The 16,192-nt window shown below is 70.9% G+C and carries 10 protein-coding genes; 5 read left to right on the top strand and 5 right to left on the bottom strand.

Going from position 1 to position 16,192, the window contains the following annotated elements:
* Window positions 1-69: 69 nt before the first annotated feature.
* Both OG219_RS21060 and OG219_RS21055 read right to left on the bottom strand, forming a co-directional pair.
* Window positions 70-789, bottom strand: coding sequence for a hypothetical protein (locus OG219_RS21060; RefSeq protein ID WP_266828705.1), 720 nt, complete (start codon window positions 787-789; stop codon window positions 70-72).
* A 1-nt stretch (window position 790) separates the two neighbouring features.
* A complete protein-coding gene (locus tag OG219_RS21055) occupies window positions 791-1,312 on the bottom strand; it encodes an RNA polymerase sigma factor (RefSeq protein WP_266828703.1) in 522 nt (173 codons plus the stop codon).
* Window positions 1,313-1,497: 185 nt separating this feature from the next.
* On the opposite strand from OG219_RS21055, the gene OG219_RS21050 reads away from it, so the two are divergent.
* Window positions 1,498-4,083: a bifunctional FO biosynthesis protein CofGH gene (locus tag OG219_RS21050; protein WP_266828701.1), complete on the top strand. Its 2,586-nt coding sequence runs from the start codon at window positions 1,498-1,500 to the stop codon at window positions 4,081-4,083.
* Window positions 4,084-4,105: 22 nt separating this feature from the next.
* Here the strand turns inward: OG219_RS21050 and OG219_RS21045 are convergent, their stop codons facing one another.
* Window positions 4,106-5,020 carry a hypothetical protein gene (locus tag OG219_RS21045; RefSeq protein ID WP_266828699.1) on the bottom strand — a complete coding sequence of 305 codons (915 nt, stop codon included), beginning with the start codon at window positions 5,018-5,020 and terminating at the stop codon, window positions 4,106-4,108.
* A 208-nt stretch (window positions 5,021-5,228) separates the two neighbouring features.
* On the opposite strand from OG219_RS21045, the gene OG219_RS21040 reads away from it, so the two are divergent.
* Both OG219_RS21040 and OG219_RS21035 read left to right on the top strand, forming a co-directional pair.
* The gene (locus OG219_RS21040) at window positions 5,229-7,313 is read left to right on the top strand and encodes a LamG domain-containing protein (protein WP_266828697.1); all 2,085 of its coding nucleotides are present in this window, start codon (window positions 5,229-5,231) and stop codon (window positions 7,311-7,313) included.
* 237 nt (window positions 7,314-7,550) lie between these two features.
* Window positions 7,551-9,680 (top strand): SpoIIE family protein phosphatase, encoded by a 2,130-nt coding sequence (locus tag OG219_RS21035; RefSeq protein WP_266828695.1) that lies wholly within the window; start codon window positions 7,551-7,553, stop codon window positions 9,678-9,680.
* 166 nt (window positions 9,681-9,846) lie between these two features.
* On the opposite strand, the gene OG219_RS21030 is transcribed toward OG219_RS21035, so the two are convergent.
* Window positions 9,847-10,377 carry a DUF2165 domain-containing protein gene (locus OG219_RS21030; RefSeq protein ID WP_266828693.1) on the bottom strand — a complete coding sequence of 177 codons (531 nt, stop codon included), beginning with the start codon at window positions 10,375-10,377 and terminating at the stop codon, window positions 9,847-9,849.
* 105 nt (window positions 10,378-10,482) lie between these two features.
* Between OG219_RS21030 and OG219_RS21025 the strand changes: the two genes are divergently transcribed.
* Window positions 10,483-13,107, top strand: a complete 2,625-nt coding sequence (locus OG219_RS21025) for an ATP-binding protein (RefSeq protein WP_266828691.1) — start codon at window positions 10,483-10,485, stop codon at window positions 13,105-13,107.
* A gap of 160 nt (window positions 13,108-13,267) precedes the next feature.
* On the top strand, window positions 13,268-14,383 hold the full coding sequence (locus OG219_RS21020; protein ID WP_266828689.1) for an ADP-ribosylglycohydrolase family protein: 1,116 nt from the start codon (window positions 13,268-13,270) through the stop codon (window positions 14,381-14,383).
* 208 nt (window positions 14,384-14,591) lie between these two features.
* Here the strand turns inward: OG219_RS21020 and OG219_RS21015 are convergent, their stop codons facing one another.
* On the bottom strand, window positions 14,592-16,157 hold the full coding sequence (locus tag OG219_RS21015) for a sodium:solute symporter family protein (protein WP_266828687.1): 1,566 nt from the start codon (window positions 16,155-16,157) through the stop codon (window positions 14,592-14,594).
* Between the last annotated feature and the right edge of the window lie 35 nt (window positions 16,158-16,192).

The following is a 16,192-nucleotide window of genomic DNA, read 5'->3' as shown; positions in this document are numbered from 1 at the left end:
ATCCGGCCGTGAACTGCGGTGCAAGGGAAGGGGATGGGCAGCTTTCGGTCAGACGCAGAGGGAGTGCTCTCAGCTCTGCGTGCCCTTCCAATAGGGCGGGCACTCGGTCTTGGCTGCCTCGGCCCAGTTGCTGTCGATGATCTTGCGCATGCGGGTGAGCTCCGTCCCGCTGGACGCATCCGCCTCCAGGTCCTCGCGGACCGGGACCACGAGGAGCAGATGCTGTCCTTTGCTGAAGGGCTCCTCGACCGCTGCCACGGTCGGGTCGACCAGGTCGAGTTCGACCGTGCTCTCGCCCTGGCCGGGCTTGATCCAGTCGTCCACGGCGAAGGTGAGCAGGACCCGGCCCGCCTGCGGAGCCTGACGCACGTCGAGTACGTCTCCCTCGACGATGAGGCGGGCGCAGGCGATGCCCTCGGCGTAGGTCTGGCCCACGCTGCCTTCGTCCTCCGCGGGACCGGTCGTACGGGTCGCACCGGACTGCGTGTCGCGGAACCAGGTGTCGTTGGTCAGCAGGGCCGCCGCGCACAGGACCGCGGCGGCCAGCGCGCCGCCGACGAGAGCGAGGCGCCGGCGCGGGAGGGACGCGCGCCCGGGCGGCCGTACCGGGGGCGGGCTCGCGGACGACCGTACCGGGGACGAACTCGCGTGGGGCGCGGGTGGCCGTACCGGGTCGAGACCGGTGGGGCCCGCGGTTGCGGCTGCCGGGTCCGGGCCCGCGGCGGCGTCCCCGATCAGCGCGAGGGCGGCACGGAGCCGCTCCTCCTCCCGTGCCGTCGGCTCCGCCATGTCAGATCCCCTCCACGTCGAGCAGTTCGGTTCGCAGCGCCGCCACGGCGTGGTGCAGCCGGCTCTTGACGGTGCCCTCGGGCACATCGAGGAGCCGGGCGATGTCGCGGACGGTGAGGTCCGTGTAGTAGCGCAGCACCAACGCCTGGCGCTGCTGGGCGGGCAGCCGCTCCAGACCCTCGGCGACCACCTGGGCCAGGAGCACCTCTTCCTCCGGGTGTTCCACCGGGGGCCGTACGGACCAGAGGAGGGACAGACGTTCCCGCAGACCCATGTCCCTGGCCCGCCCGCGATGCCAGTCGACGGCGATCCGGGAGGCGACCACCGCGGCCCAGGCCTCGGGGTTGCGGATCAGCGGCTGGCCCGGCTTGGAACGCTCCTCCAGGAGTTTCAGCCGCACCTGCTGGACGCCGTCCTCGAGTTCGTTCCAGGGAACCCCGCCCATGAGCAGGATGGCGCGCAGCTTCTCGGTGTTCACCGTCTCCTGCACCGGCACAGGCTCACCGGTCGGCCCTCCAGCCATCCAAGCCCGCCCTTTCTCGTCATCTCTACGACGGAGCCGCCGCCGGCAACGTTCACCCGGGGGCGGGGTCATGAGGCCTATGCGCCCGGAGCCGCCCGTTCCAGTGACACCGTGTAACGACCTGCGGTGCGGGACGAACCGGGCACTCAAGTCGGCCCTGATCGCCTCGAACGTATGCTCAATGGATGACGACTTCCGCGACCTCCGGAACCGGTCCCACCGAGAACTCGCTGCGTCGCGCCCTCAAACGTGCTCGTGACGGCGTCGCCCTCGACGTCACCGAGGCCGCGGTGCTGCTCCAGGCCCGCGGCGCCGACCTCGACGACCTCACGGCGTCCGCGGCCCGGGTGCGGGACGCGGGCCTGGAGGCGGCGGGGCGCCCCGGTGTCATCACGTACTCCAAGAGCGTCTTCATCCCGCTCACCCGCCTGTGCCGGGACAAATGCCACTACTGCACCTTCGTCACGGTCCCCGGCAAGCTGCGCCGGGCGGGCCACGGGATGTTCATGTCCCCGGACGAGGTCCTCGACATCGCCCGCCGCGGCGCCGAACTCGGCTGCAAGGAAGCGCTGATCACCCTCGGCGACAAGCCCGAGGACCGCTGGCCCGAGGCGCGTGAGTGGCTGGACGCGCACGGGTACGACGACACGATCGCGTACGTACGGGCCATCTCGATCCGCATCCTGGAGGAGACGGGGCTGCTGCCCCACCTCAACCCGGGGGTCATGTCCTGGACCGACTTCCAGCGCCTCAAGCCGGTCGCGCCGAGCATGGGCATGATGCTGGAGACGACCGCGACCCGCCTGTGGTCCGAGCCAGGCGGTCCGCACTACGGCTCACCGGACAAGGAGCCCGCCGTACGGCTGCGGGTGCTGGAGGACGCCGGCCGGTCCTCCGTGCCGTTCACCAGCGGGATCCTGATCGGGATCGGGGAGACGTACGAGGAGCGCGCGGAGTCGCTGTTCGCGCTGCGCCGCGTGTCCCGCTCGTACCACGGCATCCAGGAACTGATCATCCAGAACTTCCGCGCCAAGCCGGACACGGCGATGCGCGGCATGCCGGACGCCGAGCTGGACGAGCTGATCGCCACGGTCGCCGTCGCCCGGCACATCATGGGGCCCGCCGCCTGCCTCCAGGCGCCGCCGAACCTGGTGGACTCCGAGTACGGGCGGCTGATCGGCGCGGGGATCGACGACTGGGGCGGGGTTTCGCCGCTCACGATCGACCACGTGAACCCCGAACGCCCCTGGCCGCAGATCGACCTTCTGCGTGAGCAGTCCGCCGAGGCCGGCTTCGAACTGCGTGAACGCCTCTGCGTCTACCCGGAGTTCGTGCAGCGGGGCGAGCCGTGGCTGGACCCGCGGCTGCTGCCGCACGTACGGGCGCTGGCGGACGCGGAGACGGGGCTGGCGCGTGAGGACGCCGTCGTCGAGGGGCACCCGTGGCAGGAGCCCGAGGAGGCGTTCACGTCTTCGGGGCGTACGGATCTGCATGTGTCGATCGACACCGAGGGCCGTACCGGCGACCGCCGCGAGGACTTCGACCTCGTGTACGGCGACTGGGAGTCGCTGCGGGAGGCGGCGGCGCCCGGGATGGTGCCCTCGCGCATCGACACGGACGTCCGGGCCGCGCTCGCGACGGCGGCCGACGACCCGACCCGGCTGACCGACGACGAGGCACTGGCGCTGCTGCACGCGGACGGCCCCGCCCTGGACGCCCTCTGCCGCATCGCCGACGACGTCCGCAAGTCGGTGGTCGGCGACGACGTCACCTACATCGTCACCCGGAACATCAACTTCACCAACGTCTGCTACACCGGCTGCCGCTTCTGCGCCTTCGCCCAGCGCCGCACGGACGCCGACGCGTACACGCTCTCCCTCGACCAGGTCGCCGACCGGGCCCAGCAGGCGTGGGACGTCGGCGCGATCGAGGTCTGCATGCAGGGCGGGATCCACCCCGACCTGCCCGGGACGGCGTACTTCGACATCGCACGGGCGGTGAAGGAACGCGTCCCCGGGATGCACGTGCACGCCTTCTCCCCCATGGAGGTGGTGAACGGCGCCACCCGCACCGGCATGTCCATCCGCGAATGGCTGTCGGCGGCGAAGGAGGCGGGCCTCGACTCCATCCCCGGCACCGCCGCCGAGATCCTCGACGACGAGGTCCGCTGGGTCCTGACCAAGGGCAAGCTGCCGACAGCGACATGGATCGAGGTCGTCACGACGGCCCATGAACTCGGCATCCGCTCCTCGTCCACGATGATGTACGGCCATGTCGACCAGCCCCGCCACTGGCTCGGCCACTTCCGCACCCTGTCCCGGATCCAGCAACAGACCGGCGGATTCACGGAGTTCGTGACCCTTCCGTTCATCCACACCAACGCGCCGGTGTACCTGGCGGGGATCGCACGCCCCGGCCCGACCATGCGGGACAACCGCGCGGTCGTGGCCATGGCCCGCCTCCTCCTCCACCCGCACATCCCCAACATCCAGACCAGCTGGGTGAAACTGGGCACCGAGGGCGCCGCGGAGATGCTTCGCTCCGGCGCGAACGACCTGGGCGGCACGCTGATGGAGGAGACCATCTCCCGTATGGCCGGGTCGAGTTACGGCTCGTACAAGTCCGTCAAGGACCTGATCGCGGTGGCGGAGGCGGCGGGGCGTCCGGCGAAGCCGCGTACCACCCTGTACGGCGAGGTGCCGGAGGAACGGCAGCGGGCGGCGGCGGCTTCGGACGGGCATCTGCCGGAGCTGTTGCCGGTGTTGGAGTAAAAGGAGGGGCGGCGGCGGGGGGTCAGTCGGGCAGCCGGTCGAGTACTTCCGCCATCCGCGGCGGGACCTCGGCATCGGCACTCGTGCCGACCTCCACCGCATCGCCCAGACCCTCCTTCCACCAGTGCACGCCGGAGATGCCTGTGACGGAGTTGTCGAGGGGGTGTCCGTCCGGGCTCAGGTCCCGGAGCGCGTTCAGCGTGCCCAGGGCCCGCGTGCGGCGAACGATCCTGTGGAACGCGAAGAGGTCGGGCGATCCGAGGATTCCCACCAGCACCCCGTGCGGGGCCGGCCCGTCGATCAGTTCGCCGAGCCGGACCAGGTGGCCCATTCCGAACCGGTCGTCCGAGGAGACGAAGGTCAGCTCCGCCCCCGCGGCCACGACGGTGTTCAGCCGTACGGGTTCGGAACGCAGGTTGTGCAGGGCGGAGTCCCACAAGGTCACGGGATCCACGCCGAGGTTCCTCGCCTCCTGGCCGGTGACCATTCGCGTTCCCTCCGGCGCCCGTGCGGCCAGCACCGTCACCACCCCGTCCGACCACCTCCGGACCAGGATGTCGACCATGCCGGCGGTGTCCTCCAGGGGCACCGGGACCGGCAGCAGGAGCGGGCGCAGGAGCTCCTCGCTCGTCGTGGCGCGCAGCATCCGGGGTGCGCGTTCGGTCTGGAACGCGAGCTCCCGCCTGATGGCCTTGACCCACATGCCGGGATCGAGGAGACAGGTGTCGTACAGCAGCGGGCCGACGTGGAGGTCGATCCGGCGTCCGGAGACATGGGCGTAGCTCAGCGGGATGCGTCCGGTGCGCCGCCATCGGATGTACCTGCCGTCGCCGTACTCCCCGAGCACCTGCTGCACACACCGTGCACCCAGGGCCCACTGCTCGGCACTCAACTCGTCACACCACCGGGGTACCCGCCCCCGCGCGAACCAGCTCACGTACGGCTCCCCCCGCTGCGTGGCCCATGAATCCAGCATCGGCCCTGGGCCATCCCTTGGCCAGCGTGCTGTCGGCGGATCCTCGCGGCTCGCGATGAAGCCGGAAACTCACTCGGAACCGTTCACCGTCCGTTGCTACTCTCCTGCGGCCCGTCGAAGATCGGCGGGTTCGACAGGGGAGGGAATCAACTTGGCCAGACACAGCCGAGTGAGACAGGCCCTGGTGGCGGCATTCGCCGCCGCCACGGCCTTATCGGCACCGGGAACGGCCGCGGCCGCGGACAACACGCCGCCCGCGCGACCGCTCGTGAAGGACCTGCTCACGGGGAGCAAGGCGTGTGCGGCGGGGGAGGAGGCGCGGCCGTACGTCAGGTTCGCGCCGCAGCTGAGCGCGGTGTTGTACGACCCCGACGGCACCCAGGTCAGTGGTGAGTTCGAGGTCTGGTGGACGGACGCCGAGGGCGCCGAGCAGCGCCGGACGTACACGACCAGCGCGAAGCGCTCGGGCAGCACGTTCACCGTGCAGCTTCCGGCCGACATCGCGTCGGCCACCGTCGTCTCCTGGCGGGTGCGCGCCAACGACGGTACGGCTGCCTCTCCTTGGAGCTCCGAGGGTGACGGCGGTTCGGCCTGCGAGTTCGTGTACGACACCGTGGCTCCGCAGAAGGCCGTCGTCAGCTCCGCCGATTACCCCGACAACGGGGAGTGGACGGACGGTGTGGGTGTGTACGGCGGCTTCACGCTGGACTCGCCTTCCGACGACGTCGTGATGTACCAGTACCACTTTCTGGGCGGCACTCTCCAGACCGTGCAGCCCGAGGAGCCGGGCGGCGCGGTGACCTTGCGGTATCTGCCGCTCAGGAGCAGCGTCGACCGCATCACCGTCCAGGCGTTCGACCGTGCGGGCAACGGCAGCCCCTCGACCGACTACACCTTCAAGGTGCAGTCCGGCCGCGCCCCGGTCGCCCACTGGAAGCTCGGCGACGCGGCGGGCGCCACCAGCGCGGCCGCCGAGTCGGGCACCGACGCGCGGGCCGGCTCCGGAGTGACCTTCGGGGGAACCGCCCCGGCCGGCACCGGCCTCACCACCACGGCCCACCTCGACGGCGGTGACCAGGCGTTCCTGACGCCCGACTCCCCGGCCGTCGACACCGGCGGAACCTTCGCGATCGGCGCGTGGGTACGCCCGGAGCGCACCGACCGGGACATGGCGGTGGCGGGCCAGGGCTCCGGCACGGGCGCCTTGCTCGGCCTGCGGAGCGGTGGGGAGGGCCCGGCGTGGTCGTTCACCGTCGCCGGTCAGGAGGTCTCGGGCGGCGCTCCGGAGAGCGGCGAGTGGGCCTACGTCCTGGGCCTGTACGACGCCGAGACCGGCTTGGCGCAGCTGTACGTCAACGGCTACGAGGCCGGTACGAAGACGGCGGCGGCGCCGGCGCAGACCACTGACGCCTTCCGGATCGGCCAGGGCGCCGGGGTGTCGGCGTGGCAGGGCGAGATCGGCGGCGTACGCGCCTACGACCGCGTGGTGGTACCCGCCGAAGCCACTGAACTCGCTCTCCGCAAGCCGCAGTTGCTGGGCCACTGGTCCCTGGAGACGGCGTCGGACGGCGTCAGCCCCGAGCAGAGCGGCGGAGTGCCGCTGAAGCTCGGCGCGGGTGCGGTGATCCACCGCGGGCCGGACAACTCCTGCCTGCCGGAAATCGACCCGGACTGCCCGGACGTGCCGTACGCCCTCGTCGGTGACGGTCACCTCCAACTGGACGGCGACACGGCCTACGCGGCCACGGACGCCGCCCTCCTGGACACCTCGGACAGCTTCACCATCGGCGTCGTCGTACGGCTGACGGACTCCGAGCCCGCCGGCCCGATGACGGTGCTGTCGCAGGCGGGCGAGCACACGGACGCCTTCAAGGTCCGCTACGAGCCCTCCGCGCATGCCTGGCAGCTGGTCGTGCCGGAGAAGGACGAGGCGGGTGCCGCCGAGACCGTGGTCTCCCAGATCTCGGTGGCGGACGGCGGCGAGGGGCAGGGCCACCGGCTCGCGGTCGTCTACGACGACGCCACCGACCGGATCAAGCTCTACCTGGACGGCTGGACCAACGCGGACGCGACCGCGACCCTCCCGAACGGCTGGCACAGCTCCGGCCCGCTCCAGGTGGGCCGCGCGCATGTCGGCGACGGTTGGGGCGAGTATCTCCACGGCGATGTCGACGAAGTCCACGCGTTCAGCGGGGTCTTGAGCGACAGCAGCATCCGGCAACTGGGCGGAGGCGCCGAGCCCTGCCTGTGCTGAGCCCGGCAGGGCGTTGAACCTGGGCCCGGTCGTCCCCGTTCTCGTGAACGGCGGGGGCGACCGGGTTCCGTGGATCAAGGATCCGGTCGCCGGCGCCTTAAAGCCTTAAAGCCTTAAAAAGGAGCGCCCCAGTACAAATATTCGCATTATGGTCAAGTCACGGCAAACTGTAGGAGTGCATGTGCCGCTGGCCCCCTCCGTGGCACGGGTCTCGCGTGGGTGAGAACGGTCGTGATCGTGGATCGAATCGTGTCGCCGCAGGCAGGCAGCAGGACCGGCATTTTCATCGTTCTGCTCGTCTACATCGGGCTGCTCTCGATTGCGCAGATCCCCACGTCACAGGGCGGGGTGACCAGGCTCGGCGGCTTCTCCATCCTGGCCCCGCTCGTGGCGAGCGCGCTCCTGTCGTACCGGCGGACGCTGATCGTCTGCGGTGTGACCATGGCGGCGCTCCTGTTCCTCTACGGAGGCGTCGTCCCAGGACTTCCGGTTGTGCAACGCGTGGTCACCATCACCCTGGTCTCGCTGGGGACGGCCGCCAGCCTCCTGGTGTGCCGTGTCCGCATCCAGCGTGAGGAACGCATCAGACGGCTCATGATCGCCCGGGACCGGCTCACCCTCCTCACGGAGGCAGGAGAGCGGGTGGGCTCGACCCTCGACGTCTCCCGCACCGCCCAGGAGCTGGCCGACATCGCCGTTCCGCGGTTCGCCGACCTTGCTGCCGTCGACCTCTTCGACACCATGCTCTCCGGCAACGAACCGCCCACGCTGCCCACCACGGAACCGGTCACCCTGCAGAGGATGGCCTGCACCGCATCGAGGGCGCAGTCCACCCCGGATACCGGTCCGCGCCCCGGCGACCTGCACGCCCACCCGCTCGATTCCGTGCCCGGCCGGGCCCTCGTCTCGGGCCGTCCGGTCCGCGCCTCGATCACGGATACGGCCGACGCTGCGGCCGGGCTCGGTGCGGCGGGTCCACGGGCGGAGGGCCCACAGGCGGAAGGTCCGCGGGCGGACGCTCTCACCACCGGACCGGGTCTGGACCCCGGACCGGGTCTGGATCCCGGTCTCGGTCTGGATCCCGGTCTCGGTCCGGACCCCGGCCCCGGCTACGGCTCCTGCATCGCCGTGCCCCTGCGCGCCCGCGGCACCACCCTCGGAGTGGCGATCTTCGCCCGGGAGACGCACCGCGAGCCGTTCGACGCCGACGACCTGCTGCTGGCGGAGGAGATCGGGGCACGCTCCGCCGTGTGCGTGGACAATGCTCGTCGCTACACCCGGGAACACCTCACGGCCCTGGCCCTCCAGCACAGCCTGCTGCCGCCCGGCCTGCCCGAACAGAGCGCCATCGAGGCCGCGTACCGCTATCTGCCCGCGAAGCTGGGGGCCGGCGGCGACTGGTACGACGTCATCCCGCTGTCCGGCGCCCGTGTGGCGCTGGTCGTGGGGGACGTCATGGGCCATGGCCTGCATGCCGCCGCCACCATGGGGCGACTGCGCACCGCAGTGGCCAACTACGCCGCCCTCGACCTTCCGCCCGAGGACCTGCTCGCGAACCTCGGCGATCTCGTGGGCCGTTTCGGCCTGGAGGACTACTTCGCCACCTGTCTGTACGGGGTGTACGACCCGGTGGCCCGCCTCTGCACCTTCGCCAGGGCCGGCCATCCGCCGCCCGCCCTGGTGCTTCCCGACGGCACGGTGAAGTTCCCCGACATCCCGGCCGGGCCGCCGCTCGGCGTGGGCGGCACGCCCTTCGAGTCGGTGGAGGTGGCGGTTCCCGAGGGCACCCGGCTGGCCCTCTACACCGACGGTCTTATCGAGCTGCGCGACCGCCAGATCGACACCGGGATGGACATGCTCCGCAGTGCCCTGGCCGACCGGCCGGACCGCTCCCCGGACGAGATGTGCGCGGCGGTGATGGAGACGATGCTGGACGGCCACTCCCGGGACGACGTGGCTCTGCTCATCGTCCGTACGCAGGGCCTCGACGCCGACCGGTGGACGGACTGGGAGGTGCCCGACGATCCGGCGGCCGTCTCCGGTGCGCGTGACAAGGCACTCAGGAAGCTGGAGGAGTGGGGTCTGACGGAACAGGCGTTCAGCACCGAGTTGATCGTCAGCGAACTGGTGACCAATGCCATCCGGTACGCCGGCCCGCCCATCTCCCTGCGGTTGCTGCGCGACGACCATGCCCTGATCTGCGAAGTGTCGGACGGCAGCAGCACCTCGCCCCGCCTGCGCCGGGCCGACGTGGCGGACGAGGGCGGCCGCGGCCTGTTCCTGATCGCCCAACTGGCCCAGCGCTGGGGCACCCGCTACACCCCGAAGGGCAAGATCATCTGGACGGAGCAGCAACTGAGCGACTGACGCAGACACCCGCAGCGCGCCGCCCGCCTCCACGAACTGGAGCGGAACGTGGATGCGGGCGGGCAGGAGCCGGCCGGGGCCATCGCTGAGATCTGTGCGCTGCAGGTGGCGGTCGAGGCGGAGACGGGGCCTCGGCCTCCCCGACGTCACCTGGTGCGACCGACCGTCAGCCAGAACTCCCCGTACGGCTCTCCTGCGTGCCCGTTCCGAACGGCAGGTGGATGGCCAGCAGCACGATCCCGCTGAGCAGGAACACCCGCATGGCGGCGTCCAGTCCGTTCCAGTCGCCCGACTGCCACATGACGAACCACTCGCCGCCGATGCCGATGAAGCCGGCGCCGAAGAGGAGCAGGAGCATCAGCAGGCCGAGGGTGGAGACGGAGCGGGCTCGGGTGTGGTCGGGGCGGGTCCAGAGGTAGGTGGCGGCGAGGAGGACGAGGGCGGCGAGGGTCTCCCACGCGATGATCGCGATGTAGGCCGCGTCCTGCCAGGTGCGTGACGTGATGGCCCGCCACATGAGGTCGTCGTCCTTGAACGTGGTGTCCATCGCGAGGACATGGCGGACGAACTGCTGGTTGGTGCCGAAGTCCGTGATGTTGCTGAAGGCGACGAGGGTGATGTAGAGCGCGACCGTTGCGGTGAGGAGGGTGGAGGTGAGGCGGAGGACGGTGGAGTGGGGGGTTCTGGATACAGGCATGATCCCAATATGGCCCCGTGGGACGGTCAACAACCATGCCTCTTCAGGTGGGTTGGGCCAGACTGGAGCCCGGTCCGGGCAGGCGATTGCGGAGGAGACGGGCGGATGGTGCGGGCGCGGCCTTCGATGCGGGACCTGATCACGGGCCGCACGCGGCGCGGGTTCGTCGGGCGGGGTGCGGAGCGCGCCGCGTTCCGGGAGAACCTGGAGCTGGCGCCGGAGGACGAGCGGCACCGGTTCCTGTTCCATGTGCACGGTAACGCCGGGGTCGGAAAGACCTTTCTCGTACGGGAGTTGGAGCAGCTCGCGCGAGAGCGCGGGGCGCTGACCGCGTACGTCGACGAGAGCGTGGGCAGCGTGCCCGAGGCGATGGCCGCCATCAGCGACCGGTTCGCGCGGCAGGGGCAACGGTTCAAGGAACTCGACCGGTTGCTGGCCACTCATCGGGAGCGGCGGCACGAGGCCGAGTCGACGGTCGTGGAGACCGTCGAGATGCTCGAACCCCAGCCGTCGCAGGCGAGCATGACCGCCGCCCGCGCGGGCCTCGTCGGGCTGGGACTCGTGCCCGGCGTCGGTGCGTTCGCCGGGGCCATCGATCCGGCCCAACTCGCCCAGGGAGCCGACCGGTTGCGTGCGGGTCTGAGTGCCCGCTTCCGCAACCAGGAGGACGTACAGCTGGTGCTGTCGCCCGAGCGCGTCCTCACGCCCGTCCTGCTCAACGAACTCGCCGACGCCGCCGACGCGGCCCCTTGGCTCGTGCTGTTCTTCGACACGTACGAGCGGACCGGACCCTTCCTCGACGGCTGGCTGCACGACGTGATGACGACGGACCGGTACGGCGGCTCACTGCCGGCCAACACCGTGGTCGTGACGGCCGGTCAGCGGGACTTCGACACCGCCCGCTGGGGCGGCTTCGCGGACTTCGTGACGGACCTCCCGCTGGGGCCGTTCACGGAGGCCGAGGCGCGGGGGCTGCTGGCCGACAGGGGCGTGGTGGCCGAGCCGGTCGTGGAGGAAGTGCTGCGGCTCACGGGCGGGTTGCCGGTGCTGGTGTCCACGCTGGCCGAGGCGCGGCCCGCCGACCCGGACGATGTGGGCGACCCGAGTGCCACGGCCGTAGAACGCTTTCTGAAGTGGGAGCAGGACCCGGTGCGCCGGGCCGCCGCCCTCGCCTGTGCGTTGCCCCGGCGCCTGGACGCGGACGTCTTCCGGGCCGCGGTCGGCTGCCCGGAGGAAGAGGCCGACGCGCTGTTCGGCTGGCTGCGGTCACTGCCCTTCGTCAGCGACCGCGGCGACCGGGTCCAGTACCACGACGTCGTACGCGCCCCGATGCTGCGGTTGCAGCGGCGGCACTCCCCACGCGGGTGGGCCGAGCGGCACGCGCGGCTCGCGGAGACCTTCGGAGGGTGGCGGGCCGAGGCCGAAGGCGGCCTGGACACAGATGAGTTGTGGGCGGACGCGGCATGGCGCGAGCTTCGGCTCGCGGAGTCGTACCACTTGCTGTGTGCGGGGGCGCGGGCCGCGCTGCCCGTGGTGCTGCGGGACTTCGTCGACGCCTGCGACAGCGGTGACGTCTCCGCCCGTCGCTGGGCCGTGGCGATGGCGGAGGCGGGCGAGGACACGGACGCGGAGGCCGTACGGAAGTGGGGGCGGGACCTGCTGGGGTCGCTCGGCGAAGGCGGGGTGGTGACCGCGCTCGGGCTGCTCCTCGACCGGGCCGGAGGGCTCGACGAACCGCGACAGGCTCTCGCCCGGGTGGTGCGGGGCCGCGCGCTGCGGCACGGCGGCGCGTACGAGGAGGCGGTGGCGGAGTGTGGCCGGGCCATCGCGCTCGATCCGGAACTGGCGGGGGCCTACCGTGGCAGGGCGTTCAGCCGCGGCGGCCTGGGCGACTACGAGGCGGGGATCGCCGACCTGGACCGGGCCGACACGCTCGCACCCGACCATGCCGCGACCGTCTCCGTACGAGGCGAGTATCGCCGTGTCCTGGGGCACGGCGCCGAGGCGATCAGGGATCTGGACCGGGGGATCGAGCTCGACCCGTCACACCATTTCGCCTGGGCCTCCAGGGGTGCCATCCGTCAGACACTCGGACGGCTCGACGACGCTCTCGCGGATCTGAACCGTGCGCTGGAGATCAGGCCGGACTACCCGTTCGCGCTGATCCGCAGGGCCCGCGTGTGGCGGGCTCTCGGCGAGCATGAACGCCAGATCGCGGACCTCGATCACATGGTCCGCCTGGATCCCGACGGGACCTGGGGCTTCGGCGAACGGGGAGACGCCCTCTGCTCCGTGGGCCGCTACGAGGAGGCTCTCGCCGACTTCGACCGGGCCATCCAACTCGACAGCGACTACGCGTCGGCCCACGCGAGCCGGGGTGCCTGCCTCAGTGAACTGGGCCGGCTCGACGAGGGCCTGGCCGACCTGGACCGGGCCGTCGCACTCAGGCCCGGGTACCCCTGGGCGCTGTGGAAGAGGTCGGAGATCCATCTCCAACAGCATGACTACGTACGGGCGTTGGCCGACACCGACCGGGCGGTAGCGCTCCAGCCCGACGACGCGGAGATCCTCGTATGCCGGGCCCGGGCGCTGATCGGCGTGGAGCGGTTCGCCGAGGCCCGTGCCGACCTGGATCGCGCGGTCGAACTCATGCGGTCCATGTCGTCGGACTGGGCCGGCCTGGCTCCACTCCTGGACCGGATCGACGCGGCGCGACGGGACGCGCGGTAGTCCTCGACCCACCTCCGCACACCGGAAAACCCCACCGAACGCCGGTCAAAAGTGATCAGTAGGGCCACATTTCGCATAACGTTCCGCCTCTAAACCGACCGTTCCCGTTCGATTACAGTGCTGACCAGTCGGACGTACGGACGGTGCCTGGGAGGTCTCGGTGGGTGCGACAGCCGGTGCCGTCTGGGGCCGTGCCGAACAGCAGGACTTCCGTAGCCGGGTGCGCGGGACGCTGCTGGGTACGGCCGTCGGCGACGCGCTGGGTGCGCCGCTCGACGGGCTCACCCTGGAGGAGGTCCGGGAGGCGTACGGCGCCGAGGGCCTCACCGACCTGGCCTTCGGGCACGGCAGGCGCGGCGCGGTCACCCACCTCACACAGCTCACGCTCTTCACCCTCGACGGGCTGATCCGCGCCCAGGTACGCCGTGACACCGGCGCCTGGCACCCGCCCACCGACCTCCACCGGGCCTACCGCCGCTGGGCGGCGACCCAGAGCGACTGGGGGCCCGACGAGCGCCGCAAGGACGACGGCTGGCTGGCCCGCGAGGAGTGGCTGTACGCCCGCCGCGACCCGGCCCGCTCCTGTCTGCTCGGCTTCGGCGACGAGACCATGGGCACGCTGGACGCCCCCAAGAACCCGGGCGAGCCCGGCCCCGAGGCCGCCGCCCGATCCGCGCCCTTCGGGCTCCTCGTCGGCTGGGAGCCGCAGCTCGTGATGCAGCTCGCCGTCGAGTGCGCCGCGCAGACCCACGGGCATGTGACGGCGTACCTGTCGGCGGGCGCGTACGCCGTCATCGTGCACGGCCTTGCCCGCGGCGAGAGCCTCGACGGGGCCGTGCAGCGGGCCCTGGGGATGCTCTCCGCGCGTCCGGGGCAGCAGGCGGTCACCGAGGCGCTCCAGCACGCCCTGGGCGCCGTACGGCAGGGGATGCCGACGCCTACCCGGGTCGAGGAGCTCGCCGGGGACGGTACGGCGGAGGGGCTGCTCTCCGTTGCCGTGTACTGCGCTCTGGTCGGTGAGGACGTTCGGCACGGGCTGTGTCTTGCGGTGAACCACGGGGGGCCCTCGGGTGCCGCGGGTGCCCTCACCGGGGGGCTGCTGGGTGCCCTGCACGGCGAAACGGCCCTTCCGCCGGCCTGGCTGGCCGAGCTGGAGGGCCGTCCCACGATGCTTGTCCTGGCGGACGACTTCGCGATGGAGATGACTCAGGGGCCCGCGTTGCACGGGCCCGGGGGGTCGTCGCCCGGGTGGCTCGGGCGGTATCCGCGGGGGTGAGGGGGGAGGGTTTTTCGCCCCCTCCGCCCCTTCCCGTCCCGTTTCTGGGGGCTGCCGCCCCCAGACCCCCGCTGTCGGCCTGGACGGCCTCGTCCTCAAACGCCGGACGGGCTGAAACCGGGCGTAGCCCGGAAGTGCGGGACGGGTAGGGGCGGAGGGGGCGAAAAACTCCCCACCCCCACCCGCCCCCGGATCACCAGGGCCGCCCCTAAAGACTCCCCGCCCCCGACGGGCTCCCCGCGTCCGCCTGCGCCGGGATCGCCGCCGCTGCCGACCCCGAACCGCCGTCGTCGCTGTTGATCTTCGCGATGAGCTCGTCCCGTTCCGGTGTGTCCTCCGGCTTCACGTAGCCGATGAGGATGTAGAGGACGAGCGAGACCGCCAGCGGGATCGACACCTGGTACTGGAGCGGGACTCCGCCGTCGACGTTCCAGCTGATCGGGTAGTTGACCAGCCAGAAGGTGAGCAGGCCGAGGCCCCAGCTGATCAGGGCGGCGGTGGGACCGCTCTTGCGGAACCAGGGGAGCAGGCCCAGCATCAGCGGGATCGCGATCGGGCCCATCAGCCCGGCGACCCACTTGATGACCACCGTGATGATGTCGCCGAAGAAGTCGGAGTTGACCTGCGTCGCGATGGACATCGAGAGACCGAGGAAGAGCAGCGTGCTCAGGCGTGCGGCCAGCAGCCCGGCCCGGGTGTCCCACTCGCGTGCCTTCCGCGAGACGGCTGGCATGATGTCGCGGGTGACGACGGCGGAGATCGCGTTGGCGTCGGAGGAGCACATCGCCATCGTGTGGGAGAAGAAACCGACGATGACCAGGCCCAGCAGCCCGTGCGGCAGCAGCTTCTCGGCCATCAGCGCGTACGAGTCCGACGGCACGTCCGTCTTGATGATCAGCGGCGCGACCCACATGGGGAAGAACAGCACCAGCGGCCAGACCAGCCAGAGCGAGGCGGACAGGACGCCCGAACGCGTGGCGGACTTCGCGGAGTCGGTGGCCATGTAGCGCTGGGCCTGGTTCCACATGCCGCCGTTGTACTCGAAGGTCTTGATGAAGAGATAGGCGATCAGGAAGACCATCAGGTACGGGCCTGCCAGCGGCTTGGTGTGGCCGTCGAGCGCCGGAGCGTCCCAGACGTTCCACAGCTGGCTGAAGCCGCCCAGCTCGGCCAGGACCGCGACGAGCATCGCGATACCGGCGATGAACTGGATGATGAACTGGCCGAGTTCGGTGAGCGCGTCGGCCCACAGCCCGCCCACCGTGCAGTAAATGGCGGTCACCGCACCGGTGATGAGGATGCCCATGTTCAGCGAGACGCCCGTGAACACGGACAACAGGGTCGCGATGGCGGCCCACTTGGCACCGACGTCCACGATCTTCAGCAGGACGCCCGACCAGGCGAGGGCCTGCTGGGTGGGCAGGTTGTAGCGGTTCTTCAGGTATTCGAGCGGCGAGGCCACGTGCAGCCGTGAGCGCACCCGGTTGAGCCGCGGGGCGAAGAGCTTCGCGCCGATCGCGATGCCGATGGCGATGGGGAAGGACCAGGTGACGTACGAGGTGATGCCGTAGGTGTAGGCGATCGCCGCGTACCCGGTGAACATCACCGCGCTGTAGCCGGACATGTGGTGCGAGATGCCGGACAGCCACCACGGCATCTTTCCTCCGGCCGTGAAGAAGTCGCTGACGTTGTCCACCCGCTTGTGGGACCAGACACCGATCGCGACCATCACACCGAAGTAGCCGATGAGCACGGCCCAGTCGAGACTGTTCATATGCCCCCTCCCAGGGTCCGCCTTGTGAACTGCGA

The sequence above is a fragment of the Streptomyces sp. NBC_00038 genome, assembly GCF_026343635.1.
GTDB lineage: Bacteria > Actinomycetota > Actinomycetes > Streptomycetales > Streptomycetaceae > Streptomyces.
This window is presented reverse-complemented; position numbering and strand designations above follow the sequence as displayed.